Below are 19,136 nucleotides of genomic sequence, written 5' to 3' on the forward strand. Positions count from 1 at the left end.
ATATAGGAAAGATGGCTATTGTTATCGCTAAAGGGTGAGCTCTATATATGGAATCAGTCGCATTTATGGCTTTTTCAACCATCGAGGGGCTAGGTATTTTTGCATTAATGATGACGATATTCAAGATAAATCCATTGCATTATATTTGGCAAGCCTTGTTCGTTGTCTTACTGATGTCACTCCAAAGTTATTTGCTGCGTAGTGAACTATCACTTTATTATCTAGTACCGATTACTAATATTATGTTATTTATTTTTTTGGTCGCAACGGTGGTCAAAGAACCCTTGGTTGGTGCAGCGATTATTACACTCATTGGCTATACGGCATTCAGTTTGCTGCAGACGATAATCGTAAAGGTCGTATTCGATTCTATTATCGAACCGCAGGCTATTCTGGTCTATGGCTATGCTTTACAGACTTCTAGTGCAATTGCGATCGGGCTTGTGGCATGGCTGCTATATAGGCTCGGGATCGGATTCACGTGGAGTTTTGAAAAAGTCAGGTTTAAGCGTGAGGATTTAATCGTTAGCTCTACCATTTTTGTTGTATTAATATTTTTTACCATCCTTCTTTATCGAAATGAGATATGGTCTAATATATTGTTTTTCTCTATTACACTCTCCTATTTTCTTTATTATGCGGTTAGGAAGGAGAAGAAGGATCATGATCAATTTGATGGCTGATAAGATTGCGGTCGAAATTAAACGAACGGCTCCAGATCACCCTGCCTCAGTCGCCGTTCTTCGCTATTCCATCGCTCTGCTGTTAAACGCCGTACTAATCATATCCATCACATTGCTGCTGTCGGTCTTTACTGGCAGAACGCAAGAAATTATGATCCTTCTTGTGTCATTCGCTATTCTCCGCCAGGTTTCGGGCGGAATTCACCTGAATTCCGGCATGAAATGTGTTATTTCCACTGCTGCGCTGTTTACATTGCTTTCCCTCATCGAACTAAGTTCTTCCTATGTGATGATCATCAATGGGATAGCTGCTCTACTTTGCCTCATTTTTGCCCCATCTAGAATCGAGAAGCAAACGCGCATTTCTGTGAAGTATTATCCTTTGTTAAAATTGGCTTCCGTGCTGATCGTGTGCTCTAATTTTCTAATTATGTCACCGGTTCTTAGCCTTTCCTTTTTTGCTCAGTCCATGCTGTTAATCAAACTAAGGAGGTGAGAATGATGAAGAAAGTAGCCTATGCTAGTGCTTCCATGTTATCTCTCTTCGCTGCGTTCGTTGTATCTACTGCTAGCTTCCTGTATATTTATCAAGGCGAAACACCGGAGGAATTGCTCAAATAATTTTTAATGATTTAGTGCAGAATTAATTTGAATATGAAGCAGAGGGAAACTCAGTGGCGGATTGTTTAGCTGCTGAGTTTCTTTGTTTTTGAGTTTTATTTTTAATAGAGTAAAATAGTTTTTATATGAAATCCCTTCTGTGAGAGAAAAGAGGAACAAGAGATGCTTAATTCAATTCTCAATCATTATCCGCAGGAATATATCGGGGACGCACAGCAGGGGGCGAGCGGCTGGAACAATACGACATACTTTATTCAGGGAAGCCGTCGCCGCTGTGTTCTCCGCATTTATGAAACTCACCAGGATATAGATAAAATTCGATTCGAGCATGCAGTGCTTCAGGAATTGAATCAATTTGCTGTGAGCTTTCGTGTACCTATGCCGATCAGAACGATTACCGATGAGACGATCGTGAAATTGGAGGATGGCAGTGGACGATATGCTTGCATGTTTGAGTACATTGTCGGACTGCGGCCAGAAGGGGATAGTGTCAGAGCAGCTTTCTCTTTCGGAGAAGCCGCGGGCGAATTATTAATGGCTCTGTCGGCAGTTGAGCCCGGCTTGCCACCGGCATACCGACCGTATTACGAGTTGTCCGAGTCTTATCCGGCATGCAGCCCGGATGTCGTATTGGAATTTTGCACTCATCCACCTGAACCATTTAAGGATCTGCAAGAATCACTGAGCAAATTGGCACGAGCCTATCTGGATTTGCTCCAAAAGCTAGATGGATTGGAGAAGCTGCCGCAGCAGCTCATCCATGGAGATCTGAACTATTCTAACCTGTTGGTTGATACGCATGATCCGGGTCGGGTGACGGCACTGCTTGATTTTGAATTTTGCACGAAGGATGTACTGGCGATGGAGCCTGCCGTAATTATTTCCGGGCTGCTGGGTCAAGGCGATCATGAGGATCGGGAAACGGTAAAATTGTTCTGCGAAGGCTTTGGAGGAAGGGTTCGCCTAATGCCGGAAGAGATTGAAGCGATTCCGCTGTTCATGCGCTTGCGTCAAATTGATGTGTTTCTCCATTTTTTGAGCCGCTTCTTTAACGGAACGGATGACCCGCTAGTACTGCGTAAGCAAGTGAAGTCGACTGCCGCTGAGTTGAGACAACTGGAACAGAACGATGCTTGGTTTACGAAAATCTTGATGCAATATATCAGTCTCTAAGACTTCCAAGCTCTAATTACGATATATATCTTATACTAGTGGTTAGTTCACCCCCACAAACAGCTATGACATACACGTATTAGGAAGTGATTACAATTGATGGACAGGCCGATAGATCAGGTTCTGAGGGAAGTTCAACAAAAAGGGAATGTGGCCGAAAGGAATATGCTGATCGAACGCTACCGTCCCTTCATCCTGCGGACAGTTTCTCATGTGTGCAAGCGACAAATCGATTGGAATCATGACGAGTCCAGCGTAGGGTTGATTGCTTTTAATGAAGCCATTAATCGTTATGACGAAACGATGGGCAAGTCATTTGATAACTTCGCTTTTATGTTGATTCGCAATCGGTTGGTCGATGAGTTTCGTAGACAAGGGAAAATAATGAGAGCCGAAAGTGTTGTGTTTGATGATATTCGTGACGAATTTGAGCAGACAGTGATGGAAGTGGCCAGCTCCATGGAAGCTTATGAACGAGAACAAACATCCTCCGAATTGGCCCAGGAGCTCCTGCTCTATGATGAAACATTACAAGAATACGGTGTATCCCTAGAGGAATTAGAGGAATGTTGTCCCAAGCATCGGGACACTCGCAAGAAATTCATTCATATTGCTAAGCATTTTCATGCGCATCGCGACTGGATCGAGATTTTACATAGAACGAAACGTCTTCCGATGAAGGAGATGCTGGATTTTTTCAAGATAAGCCGTAAAACATTAGAGAGAAACCGCAAATATTTGATTGCGCTCGTTCTGATTTATGCTAACGATGAATTTGGGCGGATTCGTAGTATGGTGTCGTTTGCGGATGTGGGAGAGTGATGATGATGCAAGGCATAGTAATGAAAATAACAGATCGTTGTATCGTTGTCCTCTGCGAGGATGGGACATTCCGGAATTTACCGCATCCGCCGGTCATGCCGAGCTTAGGTGACAACCTTTCCATCCCTCAATCGGGCGAATCGAATCAGAGGCATAGTTTGAAGCGATATTTGAAGAAGCATTGGATCTATGCCGCTTCTTTAGTGCTGCTTTTGGGCGTTATTTTCATATACAATAATATGTTGGGATCGAAGCAGACGACGACCTTGGTGGCGATAGATATCAACCCGGGTATAGAGCTGATCGTGAATCAACAAGGCTTGATCGATGAGGTCAACGTGCTTAATGAGGAAGCCAAGCAGCTCTTATCTGGAAAGGAACTAGTGAACCAGGATTTCTACGAAGCGGTTCGATGGCTTTTTGCCCAAGCGGAAAAGTACGGATATTTGAATGCAGAAGCTGAGAATAAATGGATTTGGTTATCGATTGTAGATCTAGGCACTGGAGCTTATTCTATCGATCCGGAGCAAATTATTACTCAAGACATGGGTTATCATGTTGAGGTCTTTACGGCGGATGAGCAGCAGTTGGAGCAAGCAAAGACAGCCGAGCTGACACTGAATAAATATTTCGTGCTAGAGCTGGCGGCAGAGAAGGGAATTAAATTGAATCATGAGCAGCTGCGGAGCCAATCAATTTTGAACTCGCTGCATCAGGCGGGGGTTGATCCAGAGGCCCTATTCGCTAAGCCGCTTCAATCTGGGAAGGATGACTCTTCGAACGAGCTTTGGAATTCTGAGCCGACAGATGGCCTTCATGTGAAGCAGTCTACCGCAATCGGTCAGGAAGAACAAGGGGAAGCTGAGCAGAGGGCTAGGGGAGCCGCTGGTTCTCAGCCTGCTGAGCCTATAGAAGAACAAAGGACTCGTGGGGATCATGAAGCTCCTAGTCAAGAAGAGCAGGTGAGAGCAGGCAGTTTAGATGATAATAGCAGCGCTCGTAATTCAAGCGGAGCGGAATTGTCTGTGCAGAAGCCGCTTGATTCATCCATTGCCAAGGTTCAGGAACGGGCAGCAGCTGATAAAGCGGAGAAGACGCCAAAGACGAATTTTAAGACCGACATTCAAAAGCTGAAGCTGAAGGTCAAGCTGGCGGATGACGGGGAGATCAAGGTCGAATATGAGAACAAAGATGGCCAGCTCGAGGCGAAGGTGGAGAGAAAAAACAAGCAAAGCGAAGAGAAGCAGCAGGGCCAACAGGCTGTCGCCTTTGTCAAGAATGTGATTAAGCATTTGAAACTTCAGGAGAAGAAAGATAGAAAAATTGTAGTGAGCAGAGTTATTTCATCGTTAAATATCAAACAAAATGAGTGGCGTGAAATCGAGATCGAGGTTGAATTTACGAATGGCAGCGAGCTTGAGTTTGAGTCTGTAAATCCATTGAAAGCACAAAAAAACGAAAAAGAGAAAGAAAAGGTAGTTGAGAAAGCGAAAGAGAGAGAAGCCAAACAAAATAAGAAGCAGGCGAAGAAAGAAGCAAAGAAACACAATAAAGACAATAATGATGATGGAGATGATGATGACTAGAATTTTTTGAACGGCCCCCATAAAAAGATCTCATTCAACGTAATAACAGATGTACGAAAAAAAGGTTGGAGGAGGGTTGTGGATGGCGCTGATCAATTGTGATAAATGCGGAGTATTAATGATTTGGAAATCCGCTCATTTATGCAGTGATTGTCTAAGGCTTCAGTTTGAGGAAGTTAACAAGGTGAAAGACTATCTTGCCGAACATCCTCAGGCCAGCATCATGGAGGTGGAGCGGAAGACGAAGGTATCTCTGAGAACGATTCAAGAGATAGCTTTGAAATGATAGAAGAAGATGCCATTACTGGATATGGTATTACTATTATTGTTTTAAAGAGAGGAAGGACATCATGAAGAAACTTAGAGGACTGCTTAGCATACTGCTTGCCAGCATTATGGTTTTTGGCTACTCAGGCCAGATTACTATGGCAAAGGATGTGCGGACGAAAGGATTGGAGGACGGTCGCGTACAACTTGTACTTGAATTTGAGGATATTGAAGAAGCGGAATGGGCTGCAGGCTACATTACTAAAATGCAATCGAAAAAAGTATTACATGGTTTTGAAGATGGCACATTTCGCCCCAATCAGCCGGTGACTCGCGTTGAGGCGATTGTTACAGCGGTTCGCCTGATGGGGCTCGAAGCCGAAGCCAAATCAAAATCCATGGAAACTCAGCTCCATTTCAAGGACGCGGATCAGTTGGACAAGCGTTTCCCATGGGCTAAAGGGTATGTCATTGTAGCACTGGAGCACGGTTTATTTGATGCGTCAGAGGATAAGATCATACCGGACAAGCCAGCAAGTCGCGTATGGGTCTCGAGCTTACTAGTGAAGTCTTTGGGCCTTCAAGACGAAGCGCTTCTCCAAATGACGAAGATTCCTGATTTTAACGATGCCAAGGCCATTCCTGCGGGAGCTGTCGGTTATGTTAATGTCGCGGTGTCGCAAGGAATCGTCAGCGGTTATCCCGATGGCACCTTCAAGCCAAATAAGAGTGTGACCCACGCAGAGATGGCTGCCCTGTTGGATCGTACGAATGATGGCTTGCTTCAAAATCAAGGAGCCGTGTCCATTAGCGGAACCGTGAAGGAGATTCTGTTTACGACGGGAGTCACGGACAATGGGGACAACAAAGCCAACGGACAAATCAAAATTGAGACCTTGAATAAAGAGTTGTCTTCATACGCTATTTCTTCTAAGCTGCTCGTAAAGCATGACAAGAAGTTCATTTTAGCTAATCAGCTTGCCGTAAATGATACAGTGAAATTGATCGTTAAAGACGGTCAAGTTGTTGAAGCAGAGCTATTCATTGCAAAAGAAGCTAGCAAGGACGAGACACCTAAAACAGAGCCGAAACCTCAGCAAAAGTCGAAACAAGATCAAAAGGCGAGTGCAATTACAGAGTTTGAATTTGAAGTTGAATTAGCCGGTAAAGATAAAATGAAGCTGGAGTACAAAAGCAAGAAAGGAACAGCTCAGGCTGAGGTAGAGAAAGCATCTAAAAAGAATAAGGAAAAACTGAAGGGCAAACAAGCAATTCAATATCTGGAGGAGCTTCTTGCCGAAGTGGAATTGACCGACAGCATGAGCAGCAAGGAAGCCGTAGATAAGCTTTTGGCAGCTCTGGACATCAACAGGGATCAAGTGGAAGAGTTGGAGCTTGAGGTTAGGTTTTCTAACGGGAAGCAAATGAAAATCGAAATCGAAAATGACGACGATGACGATGATAACGATGACGACGACGATAACGATGATGATGATAACGATGACGATTAATTAGATAAAAAGCTTTTTAAGGGACCAGTAATCGTGTTATGCGATGCTGGTCTTTATTATGCGCAAATTTGCGCGGCGGCTAATACGTATGAAAATGCACTGTCGCAAGAGAGAATATCTCCTCATGTAGCCATCGTGAATAAAGTGATCTCGCATATGCAGCGCACCGTCGTTCGCATTCTTGCTACGGAGTAGGAGGTTTCGCTGGCCGACCGCTCTTCACTGATGACACAGAGAAGCTGTCTTGTAGCACGACTTCATCTTCATAGACAGCTACACCTATAATAAGGTGTCAAATGTATCCCCTCTGGAATACCTTAAATAGACGTTTACCTATTTTGAGGAGGATATTGACATGATCGATCCCGTTCTGCAATCTCCAGAACTTCGGTTGGCGGCGGATTCCAACCAAGTACTCAACTATCATCGCGATCCGCATAATTATATTACTCAAGTATTTGGCGCACAGCTTCCTGCGATAAGAACCGGCTTTTTCAATGTTCATTTAACGAAAGGCATTATCGTCCAGCCCCACTGGCATACCAATGTTAACGAGATGGTATATGTGATTAGCGGAGAGGTGATTACTTCGGTTTTTAATCCATTTACGCAAAGGCTGATGACGTATTACTTAAGGCCCGGGCAGCTCTCTCTGTTTCCCAAGGGTTGGTTTCACTGGATTATCGCGGAAAGCAACCATGCCCATCTCCTAACGATTTTTGATCAGCCTACACCTGATATTGTGTATGGTTCGGATTTTCTACGCTCGGTTCCGAAGGAAGTGATGCAGCGGGCTTATTGCGTGAATGAAGAAGATTATGCAAGAGCGGTAGCACCGATTAGGGAGTCTGTCATTTTGGGGCCTCCGGTGGGCTGCGGCCGCGACAGCTGAATTTGAGCGCAAATTCTATTTGATGATTCTTCCGTCCGTCTATTGAATATGATCGTGATAAAGACTATACTTTGTATGAATTTATAAGACAAAGACGGTGATCCGAAGACATGGATAGAAACGAGCGGACATAGCGAAATCGATGGCACGCTCCGGAAATTTTTGAATTATAATCAGACAGGGTTTTGAGCCGAATTCCAGGATGAACTAGGATTTCGGCTCAAATTTTTTTGAATCATTTATTTTGCATTATTATCGTAAATTTCTTTTACTGCAACGGGTAAATCCTCAAACTGTATTTCTTGCCAGTAAGTTACACCGCGAAAGGTAGTTGTATATAGTTCGAGATAGGCCCCTTCACGCAACTCTTTGCTAGCGGAAAAACTTAAGTTTTTTTTGCTTCCTTTTTTATTATAGGAGTCCAGGTTATATGAATAGCGGTTGTTTTCTGTCTTCACATTATTATTTTGAACCATAGTATAATAGATCGTTTTTCCTGAAGGATTTTCGGGAGTCAGTTTAGCTGGACTATAAAAGAAAAAAATAAAAGCTGAAATCATTATTATAAATAAACCAACTACTATTAATATTCTCTTCATTATGCCACCTCGCATAGATTCGTTTTAGACAGCGTCTGTTTTCTTTAACCTATTAATTGAAAGGAAAGATCCAACAACAATAAATATAATATTCATTACAAGGAACAGGATGAGTTCAGAATCATTTAAAATGTCCTGGCTGAGAACACCCATGCCAATGGTTAATAAAGAATAGGGGAAGAATAACCCTAGCTTCGCAATGTACATACCTAAGCCGATAAATACGGCACATAAACCGATTCCTATAGGGGCAGCGAAACTGCGAATACGAAGAGATATTCCAAGCTGAATGGTTGCAATGCTGATGGAAGCGATCCAACCACGAACGAGCCAACCTAGAGTTTCTGATGGGAAAGCAGCGGATAACCCCAGTAATTTTCCTGCGCTAAAATAAAGGGCTGCAAAAAATATCTGGACAATAAGAATTAAAATGCTGATTACCCATAGTTTTGCTATATATATACTCGTGATGGAAACTGGGGCAGTGAGAACCATATTCCAGTTATGGTTTATATGCTCAAGCCTACAGAAATAAGCACAAATTATCGCTATAAGGATCGGTAAAAAGAACTCTCCGTAAAATAAGCTAACTTGCGTCCATAGACTATACCATTCATTCTGTAGAACGGTTTGGTTAAAATAATAATTTGCGCATCCGATTAACAAGCTGATCATTGGTAAAATTAATATAATAATCCCGATTCGTGAATGGCGGAGTTTAATCCATTCTGCTGAGATACTTCGTACCATATTAAACCCTCCTATACTTCCTTGCTTGAAATACGCCAGTTGCCGGCTGCATAAAGGATAGCGGTTAGAATTAATGCAATAATAAGCAGTAATGGATCAATTGGTCTTGTTGTATAGGTTGCTGCTTTTTCAGTGAAAAGATAAGTGGCCGGGCTTAGGCCGGTGTAATAAGACCAAATGAAAAATTGACGGATGATTGCAGGGAACAAATCAGCAGTCATGCCTATAAAACCGCCAACCATCCCGAGACAGAGGGCGAATGCCTGATTTTTTAAACTTAATGAGACCCACTGTTGAAGAGCAACAATCGTCGTACTAGTGATCATCGTTCCTAAAATGTATTGCCCCAATAGAATTAGGGGAGCTGGTGATAAAAAATCGTTGGTGAGCCCAAATAAAGTGATTAAAGCAGTTTGTAAAATGACATAGAATAACAGTAATAAAAGGACACAAACATATTTAGCTAAATAAATTTGTTTTCGATTTATATTAGTTGTCATAATCATTTTCCAAGTATTTCCTTTATGTTCCATGTCGCAGACTCGGGAAACGATAATAGCGGAAATGATTGGCAAGAAAAGCCCATTCATGGATGCGACGATAGCTATAACTGCTTCCCATTGAGGGTGGGCAATATTGTTTTTACTCATGGACATACTTAAGGACAGAAAGGCCCAGACCATCTGGGCTAGTAAGAATAAGATGATCATTAGAAATATCCGTTTACGTCGCAGTTTGAAGAACTCCAAGGATAAAGCTATCATTAAAGACTTCGCTCCTTCCCTGTTAATTCAAGAAATATGTCTTCTAAGCTCATTTTGTTTTCTTCGATACGAATTACCTCAATGCCATGATCCACAAGCAATTTGTTGATATGAGCAACTTGAGAATCGCTCATGTAATTAAAGAAGAAGCGATCTTTTTTGGATTCAGCCATAAAGCCATGAGGAAGCAGTGTTTTTATTGCTAATGCATTATCCATTGTTTTTATAGAGATAGATGCCTTGCTTCGTGCTTTTAATAGGCTCATATCCCCTTGAAAAAGTAATTTTCCGTCACTGATAATTCCTACAGAGGTAGCGATTTGTTCAATTTCAGATAATAAATGACTAGAGAGTAAGACAGTCATTCCGTAGCGTTGCGGTAGAGATTTGATTAATTCTCGTATTTCTCCGATACCAGCCGGATCGAGTCCGTTCGTAGGTTCGTCTAGAATTAAAAGCTTTGGAAACGATAATATAGCCATTGCGATTCCTAGACGCTGCTTCATTCCCAGCGAATATTGCTCTACCTTTTTGTTTTTCTGGTTTTCGAGTCGTACAATCCGTAGAGCTTCCTCAACATTTTTGTTTGGAACTTGGCGCAAGCGCTGCATAATACGCATATTCTCGATCCCTGTCAAGTGGCCGTAATAAGATGGTGATTCAATCAAGGAACCTATTTGATTTAAAATGGATTGGCGGTGCTTGCTCCAGTCCTTTCCGAAGATCTTGACATTACCTTCGGTAGGTTTGACTAAGCCCAGCAGCATTTTTAAAGTTGTAGATTTTCCAGCTCCGTTAGGGCCTAGAAAACCATAGATTTCTCCTTCCTTCACTTCCATATTTACTTTATTGACCCGGCATATTTGGTCATAGTACTTAGAAAGATTATTGGTTGCTACAATTGCATTCTCATTCATTATTGAGTTTCACTCCATCCAATTGATCTTAATCATAACTTAGTGGATATTCCTTTCCTAGAAGTGAATCTTACCTTACATGAACCTTAAATTATGTACATAAGGAACAAATCAGCTACTCAAATAAAGATAATTTATGAATTAATGTTATAATGTACCAGGGTGATGAGCATGGATTTGACTAAAAATAAAAAGATTTTAATTGTTGATGATGAATACGAAATTAGAGTCATGATTGAAGGGATTTTGCGCAAAGAAGGTTTTTTTAGAATTTATACAGCTTCGGATGCCCAGACTGCTTTGGCGCTATGTCGTGCAGAAAGACCGGACATTGCGATACTGGATGTTATGCTGCCAGATCTGGACGGGTTTGAGTTGCTTACTCAATTGCGGACGTTTACTCCTATGCCAGTAATATTTCTCTCGGCAAGGGGAGAAGATGAGGACAGATTGCTAGGTCTTGGTTTAGGGGCAGATGATTATATCGTTAAGCCTTTTTTGCCTCGTGAATTGCTATTAAGAATTACGGCAGTGCTGAAACGAGTATATATGCCTATACCAACAGAACAATTTCCAGTCTTTCATCTTGGAGAGATCATCGTAGATTTAGAGAGTGCTACTGTATTAAAGGATCACCGGGAATATCCGTTGACCGCGAAAGAGCATGCACTGCTTGTGAAGTTATATGAGAGCCATGGCCGCATTGTGACTATTGACGCTTTATGCCAAGCAGGGTGGGGCGATGATGGGATTGGTTATGAAAATACCTTAATGGTTCACATTAGACGGATAAGGTCGAAGATAGAAGCTGATCCTTCCAATCCGCAGCATTTATTAACAGTTAGGGGATTAGGATATAAGCTAGTCTTAAAGGAGTAAGAATATGGATGCTGTCAAAGTTATTTTGAGGAGATTTGTAGGTTTCACAATCATGTTGTCCATTTTTTTGCTGGTACTCAATATAGTGATGTTGAGTTTATTAATATCAAATGAAATCAAAGGAGAGGATTCTCCAAAGTCTGTACTACAAAATGTAGTAGCCTCTTTACATAAAGTTGATGCAGGCTATGCTTTGGACGATGACGTGAAAGATAAGCTGCGGCAAAATCAAGCATGGGCCATGCTACTGAATAAAGAAGGAGATGTGGATTGGGAATATCTATTGCCTGCAGAAATACCACGAACTTTTAGCGTTATTGATGTTGCAAAGTTTTCACGCAGTTATTTAATGGGATATCCCGTATTTGTGTGGGAACATAGCGATAGTCTTGTTGTGGTAGGCTTCCCAAAACAGAGCTATGCCAAATATCATTCTTATTTCCTTGTTCAATGGGTCAGTTCATTACCCCTTCGTATAGTTTTAATGATCGTTGGAAATATTGCCATAGTATTACTACTATCTATTATTATTGGCACAAGCTTTGTAAAATCTGTAAAGCCACTAATAGAAGGGGTTCATGCATTAAGCAAAGAGAACCCGATACATGTAGAAGCTAAGGGGATTTTTAGTGATCTTGCATATAGTATTAATTACACTTCAGATATGCTCCAAGAAAAGAATGAGTCGCTTAAAATGAGAGATGAAGCGCGTTCTAATTGGATAACTGGAATATCACACGATATAAGAACACCATTGTCCATGATTCTTGGTTATGCAAGTGAATTGGAAGAGAGTTCCGATGTATCTGATGAACAAAGAAGGCAAGCTGGCATAATACGCCAACAAGGAGAAAAACTACGATCTCTCATTGCTGATTTAAATCTTGTTTCCAAGTTAGAGTATGAGATGCAGCCATTAAACTTAGAAGTAACCCGATTGTCTGCGATAGCTCGGCAGGTCACGACTGATTTCTTGAATAACGGCTTAGATGACCGATATCAGATTAATTTGAATGTAACCGGAGATCATGCAAAAATTCTGGCAGATCGAAAGCTGCTTATGCGGGCAGTCACCAATCTGGTACAAAATAGTATTAATCACAATCCCCAGGGATGCACAATTGAACTGGCAATTCATTATGGTTCTGGGCATTTACCATGTCAATTTATTGTATGTGACAATGGGGTTGGTATTAGTAACCTGGACTTGAAAGACTTATTAGAATTGCCTTATTCTTCACAAAGAAAGACTCCTGTTCGCGCTGGACATGGACTAGGTTTGCCGATGGTAGCTAGGATTGTTAGCGCACATCAAGGCGAACTAAGTTTAAGGAGCGGTTATGGTCAAGGTTTGGTAGTTACCATGTTCTTTCCTTCAATCTAAAAAACAACAAAGCGGTCTTGGTTCTCAGTTGTGTGGAACCGAGGCTGTTTTTGTTTCACGTTTATAATATATAAATGTCAAAAAAATATAATTAAGTTAATTACGAGAAAACTATTTACTTTATGGAATTTTAAGGTTATTATAATGGTAATAAATTCAATAAAAGGAATTAAACTATTAATAGCAAACTAATTTTCTAATTATGATGTATCAGCTTTTTTAAATAAAAGCTATACATATAGAGTTTAGTTAGGAAGGAGGTGTACCTATTATGAATAATCTTAACGTGAATGCAATGGCAGCAATTGAAGACATTAGTGATGAAGAGCTTATGGTTATCACTGGTGCAGCAGCAGTAGCCGCGAGTGGAGGAGTTATTTGTACAATTAGTCATGAATGTCATTATAATTCTGTTTCTCCAGCCGCATGGGCAACTTGCTGTTAAGGCATGAATTTCTCAGAGCACATAACTGTTTTTACAGTTATGTGCTCCATATTTTATACAATGAAATAAGGGGAGGAAATTATGTCTATAGAAAATATATTAAAGAAGTCAACTTGGAGTGACGCAATGTATTTACATGAAAAATATAAATATATTGATCAACATAACCCGGCTGTCAATCATCAAAATGATACTAGAATCAAAATGTGGAAGGATAGATTTGGAAACGACGAGGAGCTACTTAATCATAGGATCACTGCCGAAGGAATGGACTATGATAGTTTTAAAACTATTATCAACTCTGGAAACTTAGATTGTGGTTATACACATTTTGAATGGTACAAGGAACTTGTCAATATATTTCTCAATCAATCAGAATTTAAGGTTAGTGATTATATCAAAATCAATAAAGAAGAGGTGCCATTCCTTGAATTTTCCATGCCATTTCTGAAGAGAACAATTGCTGTTATTCACGAGGGGCTGAAAGATGAGGCTTCGTGGATTGGCAAGAAGAGAATAATCGGTGTAGTGCTATTACTAGTAATGGATAAGGTATTCCATTTATCGGTAAAAACGCTGATATACGAGTTAAATAACTGTAGATTAAACAACGAATTACAGGGTGAGGATCCAACACAAAGATATCAAGACTTCGTAAACCAGAAGATTTCTACCTCTGAAAAAATATTAAAACTATTGTTGGAATACCCAGTCTTAGCAAGAGTATTAGTTGAAAATATGATGAAGATTAATAAAAATATTCTCATTGTCTTGCAACGACTGATTAAAGACCGACAAGAAATTGAGGATTTTTTTGATTTAAAGCTAGGGAATCTAAACGATATTAGTTTTCTAGGAGACTCTCATAATGGCGGAGCCTGTGTTCTTCATTTAAAATTTGAAAATAATGTGAATGTCATATATAAACCTAGAAATTTAGCTGTGGACGTGGGGTTTACTCAATTGCTGGGCTGGTTTAATAATAAACAGCTTGATCAGAAATTCAAAACAGTTAGAACTTTAAATAAGGATGAATACGGATGGCAAGAGTACGTGCCTTATATTGAATGTGCAAATCAGGATGAAGTGTCTAGCTTTTTCCAAAGGCAAGGACAGTATATGGCTATTTTATATGCTATTAATGCTACGGATATGCATATGGAGAATATTATTACTCATGGAGAACATCCTTTCTTTGTAGATTTAGAATCTTTATTTCATAATCAACCCTATGTTCATATAGAAGAAAAAGATGAGTATTCGGCTTTTGAAAAGACAGCGTATATATTAAATGACTCAATTTTGAAAACAAATATGTTACCAGCTTTGGATTCTAACTTCTTATATCATAGTGATTTGAGTGGTTTGGCAGGAGATATTGAACAAATATTAAATACGTATGAAATTTCTAATAAGAATACGGATTTAATGAAAATAACAAGATCAAAAATCACTGTCAAAAAGCATAATCATTTACCTATGTATATGGATGAGGTCATCAATCCCAAGAATTACTTACATAGTGTAAAAAAAGGTTTTATTAATTGTTATCAGCTTATCTTGGAACATAAACATGAATTTATTAACTATCTAGAGGAGTTATTCAAGGGGTGTCTAGTTCGCACGATTATTAGACCAACCATAACCTACTTTACTTTGTTAGAAGCCAGTACGAATCCTAAATATTTAAAGAACGGGATTGATAGAGTATTTCTATTTGATTTCATGTGGATGATTTTGAAGCACGATGATCAAAGAAAGGACTCCATACAATACGAATGCTCTGACTTGTTATATGGTGATATTCCACTATTTAAAACGGTGATAGGAGAAAAGTACTTACTTCATCATAAAAATGATCAAAAGATCATGAATGTATTTACAAAAGATATTTTGTCGTTAACCCAAAGCAAAATACTACGGATGTGCGAAGAGGATATTGAGGTTCAATGGGAATTTGTTGAGAGGACTGTGAGAACTAAATATTTGCTGGAAGAAACATATGCTGTAGAGAAAAGTAAATCTGTAGTAGATGTAGAAAGAATAAAAGGCAACTTGAATAGTACTTACAGTAAAGAAGATTTTCTAAGAGAAGCCATTAGAATTGGAGAATATATTAAGGATATAGCGATATATGGAGATGATGGTTGTACTGTCTCTTGGATCAGCATGGGGATGGACATGGATGAGAAACTGATATATAAGGCTACGGAACTCGGTCTTTATAATGGGGTTACGGGGATTGCTTATTTCTATATGTATCTCGGTAAAGAAACAGGCAATCCTGCCTTTATAGATATGACTAATTTATGCATTAACACAGCTTTGGAAATGATTAAGAAAAATGTGGATAAGAATATCTCTGTTTTTACAGGTTATGGCTCACTTCTATTTTTACTTATGCATAAAGCCAATTTGTTTAATGATGATAAAGCAGTGAAAGAAGGACATGAATTGCTAGGCATTCTCGAAGGATTAATTGATGAAGATAAGCATTTGGATATAATATCTGGATGTGCAGGCACAATGATTACTTGCATTGATTTCTATAAATTATTTCGGGATGAGAAAGCTCTATCAGTGGCAATTCAATGTGGAGAGCATATTTTAGCGAAAGCGAGAACAACAAGCGATGGTCTAGCATGGGTTACCTCTGCGATTAATAAAATACCGCTAAGTGGCATAGCTCATGGAAATTCCGGAATATGCCTTGCTCTTGCTCGTTTATACGAGGTAACAGGGGATGACAGGTACCTGAAGGCTTCTCAATCTGGGATTAAATATGAAGATACCATGTACGATCCTGAAGAGAATAATTGGAAGGATCTAAGATTCGTTGAAGGAACCCACCCTGATGATCAATATGCTTTGTATTGGTGTAATGGTGCTCCAGGTATCGGGATCGCACGTATTGGGATTAGTAAAATATATGAGTCTGACTTAATAAGAAGTGGTATTAAACATGCTATTGAGAAGACGATGTCCGAAGGTTTTACAGAGGTTAGTTACTCGCTTTGTCATGGAGATTTGGGAAACCTTGAGTTAATTATGCTCGGAGAAAAATATTATGAAGAAACCTATTTAGAGGAATTTAGAACTCTGATGAGTAATCACATTATGGGAATGGCCGAAAAAGATAACTTTCATTGGAAGTGCGGAATACCTGGCAGGCAGCAAATTCCTGGACTAATGCTTGGATTGTCTGGAATTGGTTATCAATTGCTTCGGTTATACAATAACCAGCTTCCTTCTGTGTTAATGCTGGAAGGACCTGCAGCCCCCTCTTTCCGAAGTGTGGAAGGTGCTGGGGTGGAGTACAACAATGTATAAAGTTTTCTCTTGGAGGACATATCTAAAGCTCAAGAAAAAGGTTCCCGTCAGATTACAAATGAATCAATACGACTGTGGTCCAAGCTGTCTACAAATGATTTTAGCCTATCATGGTCATGAAACTAATTTTACTGAAATAAAAGAACTTTTTGCTTCTGTAGGAAATGGCAGAGATGGCAGCTCGATGTTAAAAATCAAAGAAGTAGCTCAATTATTTAATTTGGATGCGGTTGGTAAAAGGGGGGGCGCGAACACATTTACTAATGATTTTTTACCAGTTATTTTATTTTGGGAGAATAAGCATTTTGTTATTCTTGAGAGTATTAATAAGAAGGGTCAGTACGTTATAGTAGACCCTTCTTTGGGACGGCAGGTTCTTAGTAAAAGTGATTTTACCCAAAAGTATTCTGGCGTTTTTTTACTACTATATCCGAATGATCAATTTGAAGTTAAAGGGAAACTAAAAAATGAAAGACTGGCTTACTTTAAAAATATTATAGTTAAAAACAAAAAATATTTTATATGGACGATTCTCCTTGCATTATTACTTCAACTGGTAGCGCTTGGGGTTCCAATTCTTATGCAGGTATCTGTCGATACCGCACTAAAAGCCAATCAATACTCTCTATTTACAGTGCTTATAACTGGAATGTTTCTTCTTACGATTACACAACTTTCTTTAACTTATATAAAAGATATATGTATAGTAAAGTTGCAGGAAGCACTAGACAAACAATTAACAAACAACTTTGTTTCTCATATGCTTTATTTGCCGTATAAGTACTTTGAGGTTCGTTCTCGCGGTGATTTAATGCTGCGCGTAAATAGTAATGCAACAATTCGTGAAATACTATCTCAAAAATTTATTTCAACGGTTATTAATCTATTTATGGTGATAGTCACATTCACATACATTTTTATACAATCAAAATTAGTAGCGTGTTCACTTCTCATTTTGGGAATCCTGCAAATGCTTGTATTTTTCGTTTCGAGAAATAAGTTTAAGAAACTAACACAAGTTCAAGTTGTGGCTCAAAGCTTGGCAGGTTCATTTATGACTGAAGTGCTTGAGGGTATTTCAACAATTAAATCTTTGTCTATAGAGGATATGACTGAACAAAAGTGGAGGTTGTTATTTAAAAACCAACTTCGAGCTGTGAAGGAGAAGTCTTATTACCAAACAAGGGTTAATACGATAAACAGTAGTTTTAACTTTTTAATGCCGTTATTAATTCTTAGCATTGGTATTTATCAAATTAATCAAGGTAATATGACCATTGGAATGTTATTTTCTTTTCAATCCCTGGCAGCGTCTTTTCTCGGGCCACTCAACTCGCTCTCTACTATGCTAAACGATTTTGTCATGGCAGATACCTTACTCGATAGGATATATGATGTTTTAAACATTAAAGCAAAGGAAAAGAATGAGGGTGTAGAGCATGCGGAGGAGAAAAACATTGAAATTGAGGGGAATATTACAATAGATAATGTAAGCTTTAAGTATACTGATTTTAGCGAATATGCCCTTAAAGATATTAATATTAATATTTTAGCTGGTCAAAAAGTAGCTCTGGTAGGTAAATCGGGATCAGGTAAAAGTACATTAGCTAACTTGTTGGTTGGTTTGCATATCCCTATTTACGGTCAAATTTATTTTGATAATTATAATCTTGAAGAAATAGAAAAGCATAGCATCCGGAAAAAAATCGGCATTGTCTTACAGGATAATTTTGTGTTTAATAGAACGATTTACGATAACATAACCATTCATTCCCCTCATTCCACGATTGAAGATGTAACTTGGGCAGCACAAATGGCGGAAATTCATTCCGATATAGAAAAAATGCCGATGAAGTATAATACGCTAATCTCTGAATCGGGTGCGAATTTATCTGGAGGACAAAAACAAAGGATAGCATTAGCGAGAGCGCTTGTGAATAGACCTGAAATCTTGTTGTTGGATGAAGCAACAAGTGCACTTGATGCGGTAACAGAGTCTTTAATAAGCCAAAATTTAAGAAAATTGGAATGTACACAAATCATTATTGCCCATCGATTAAGCACTATTATGAACTCTGATGTTATATATGTTCTTGATCATGGTCAAATTTTAGACTCGGGAACACATTATGAGTTGATGAGTAGATGCGAATATTATATGAATTTGGTTTCTAATCAAGTCCAAGATAATAGAACATCTTTAAGTTATTAAAGATAGGACTTGATGTTGAGGGCGAAGCCTTAAGCGTCATCAAGAATAAAGGTTTATGGTAAAAAGTCAGGAGTACTCCTGACTTTTTACTATGTCATAGCGCAACCCAAGCATTTGCAATCAATAATCTCCATGAAATTGACAAATATAGTATTTTAATATAGTATAAATGAATCCATAAAATTCCATATATTAAAATATATGTATCTATTCCTCGTTTGTTTATGTTCTTTTCTCTTATATTCGTACTAGTATTCATATTTTTAACATCTAGATTCAAGTTATCAATTCCTGAACTGAC

General features: G+C 39.2%; 19 protein-coding genes. 15 read left to right on the top strand and 4 right to left on the bottom strand.

Annotation, left to right across the window (positions count from 1 at the left end; translation table 11 throughout):
* Positions 1-47: 47 nt before the first annotated feature.
* The 10 genes from EIM92_RS14920 (at position 48) to EIM92_RS14960 (ending at position 7,555) form a co-directional block, all read left to right on the top strand.
* The gene (locus EIM92_RS14920) at positions 48-683 is read left to right on the top strand and encodes a hypothetical protein (RefSeq protein ID WP_125083323.1); all 636 of its coding nucleotides are present in this window, start codon (positions 48-50) and stop codon (positions 681-683) included.
* Positions 664-1,179: an accessory gene regulator ArgB-like protein gene (locus EIM92_RS14925; RefSeq protein WP_125083324.1), complete on the top strand. Its 516-nt coding sequence runs from the start codon at positions 664-666 to the stop codon at positions 1,177-1,179. The genes EIM92_RS14920 and EIM92_RS14925 overlap by 20 nt, the downstream gene beginning before the upstream one ends.
* Before the next feature lie 2 nt (positions 1,180-1,181).
* Complete coding sequence (locus tag EIM92_RS14930; protein WP_074048639.1) at positions 1,182-1,304, top strand: cyclic lactone autoinducer peptide; 123 nt, start codon at positions 1,182-1,184, stop codon at positions 1,302-1,304.
* 162 nt (positions 1,305-1,466) lie between these two features.
* Positions 1,467-2,477 (top strand): phosphotransferase, encoded by a 1,011-nt coding sequence (locus EIM92_RS14935; protein ID WP_125083325.1) that lies wholly within the window; start codon positions 1,467-1,469, stop codon positions 2,475-2,477.
* A 99-nt stretch (positions 2,478-2,576) separates the two neighbouring features.
* A complete protein-coding gene (gene sigI, locus EIM92_RS14940; RefSeq protein WP_125083326.1) occupies positions 2,577-3,299 on the top strand; it encodes an RNA polymerase sigma-I factor in 723 nt (240 codons plus the stop codon).
* Positions 3,299-4,885 (top strand): anti-sigma-I factor RsgI family protein, encoded by a 1,587-nt coding sequence (locus EIM92_RS14945; protein WP_246021429.1) that lies wholly within the window; start codon positions 3,299-3,301, stop codon positions 4,883-4,885. The genes sigI and EIM92_RS14945 overlap by 1 nt, the downstream gene beginning before the upstream one ends.
* Before the next feature lie 82 nt (positions 4,886-4,967).
* A complete protein-coding gene (locus EIM92_RS14950) occupies positions 4,968-5,171 on the top strand; it encodes a hypothetical protein (protein ID WP_125083328.1) in 204 nt (67 codons plus the stop codon).
* 64 nt (positions 5,172-5,235) lie between these two features.
* Positions 5,236-6,663: an S-layer homology domain-containing protein gene (locus EIM92_RS14955; protein WP_125083329.1), complete on the top strand. Its 1,428-nt coding sequence runs from the start codon at positions 5,236-5,238 to the stop codon at positions 6,661-6,663.
* A 33-nt stretch (positions 6,664-6,696) separates the two neighbouring features.
* A complete protein-coding gene (locus tag EIM92_RS23730) occupies positions 6,697-6,858 on the top strand; it encodes a hypothetical protein (protein WP_164515113.1) in 162 nt (53 codons plus the stop codon).
* 160 nt (positions 6,859-7,018) lie between these two features.
* Complete coding sequence (locus tag EIM92_RS14960; RefSeq protein ID WP_125083330.1) at positions 7,019-7,555, top strand: cupin domain-containing protein; 537 nt, start codon at positions 7,019-7,021, stop codon at positions 7,553-7,555.
* Between the two features lie 239 nt (positions 7,556-7,794).
* Here EIM92_RS14960 and EIM92_RS14965 read toward each other — a convergent pair whose 3' ends face one another.
* From EIM92_RS14965 to EIM92_RS14980, 4 genes are read right to left on the bottom strand one after another with little or no spacing between them, the layout of a single operon-like run.
* A complete protein-coding gene (locus EIM92_RS14965; protein WP_125083331.1) occupies positions 7,795-8,154 on the bottom strand; it encodes a YxeA family protein in 360 nt (119 codons plus the stop codon).
* Positions 8,155-8,178: 24 nt separating this feature from the next.
* Positions 8,179-8,904 carry an ABC transporter permease gene (locus tag EIM92_RS14970; RefSeq protein ID WP_125083332.1) on the bottom strand — a complete coding sequence of 242 codons (726 nt, stop codon included), beginning with the start codon at positions 8,902-8,904 and terminating at the stop codon, positions 8,179-8,181.
* Between the two features lie 11 nt (positions 8,905-8,915).
* Positions 8,916-9,668, bottom strand: coding sequence for an ABC transporter permease (locus EIM92_RS14975; RefSeq protein ID WP_125083333.1), 753 nt, complete (start codon positions 9,666-9,668; stop codon positions 8,916-8,918).
* Positions 9,668-10,585, bottom strand: coding sequence for an ABC transporter ATP-binding protein (locus EIM92_RS14980; protein WP_125083334.1), 918 nt, complete (start codon positions 10,583-10,585; stop codon positions 9,668-9,670). Before EIM92_RS14980 ends, EIM92_RS14975 begins: the two co-directional genes overlap by 1 nt.
* A 171-nt stretch (positions 10,586-10,756) precedes the next feature.
* On the opposite strand from EIM92_RS14980, the gene EIM92_RS14985 reads away from it, so the two are divergent.
* From EIM92_RS14985 to EIM92_RS15005, 5 genes are all read left to right on the top strand, one after another.
* A complete protein-coding gene (locus EIM92_RS14985; RefSeq protein ID WP_125083335.1) occupies positions 10,757-11,464 on the top strand; it encodes a response regulator transcription factor in 708 nt (235 codons plus the stop codon).
* Positions 11,465-11,468: 4 nt separating this feature from the next.
* The gene (locus EIM92_RS14990) at positions 11,469-12,848 is read left to right on the top strand and encodes a sensor histidine kinase (protein WP_125083336.1); all 1,380 of its coding nucleotides are present in this window, start codon (positions 11,469-11,471) and stop codon (positions 12,846-12,848) included.
* A 271-nt stretch (positions 12,849-13,119) separates the two neighbouring features.
* Positions 13,120-13,293, top strand: coding sequence for a type A2 lanthipeptide (locus EIM92_RS14995; RefSeq protein WP_125083337.1), 174 nt, complete (start codon positions 13,120-13,122; stop codon positions 13,291-13,293).
* Between the two features lie 81 nt (positions 13,294-13,374).
* Complete coding sequence (locus tag EIM92_RS15000; protein ID WP_125083338.1) at positions 13,375-16,623, top strand: type 2 lanthipeptide synthetase LanM family protein; 3,249 nt, start codon at positions 13,375-13,377, stop codon at positions 16,621-16,623.
* On the top strand, positions 16,616-18,835 hold the full coding sequence (locus tag EIM92_RS15005) for a peptidase domain-containing ABC transporter (protein WP_125083339.1): 2,220 nt from the start codon (positions 16,616-16,618) through the stop codon (positions 18,833-18,835). The genes EIM92_RS15000 and EIM92_RS15005 overlap by 8 nt, the downstream gene beginning before the upstream one ends.
* Positions 18,836-19,136: the final 301 nt, after the last annotated feature.

The sequence above is a fragment of the Paenibacillus lentus genome, from assembly GCF_003931855.1.
Taxonomy (GTDB): Bacteria; Bacillota; Bacilli; order Paenibacillales; family Paenibacillaceae; genus Fontibacillus; species Fontibacillus lentus.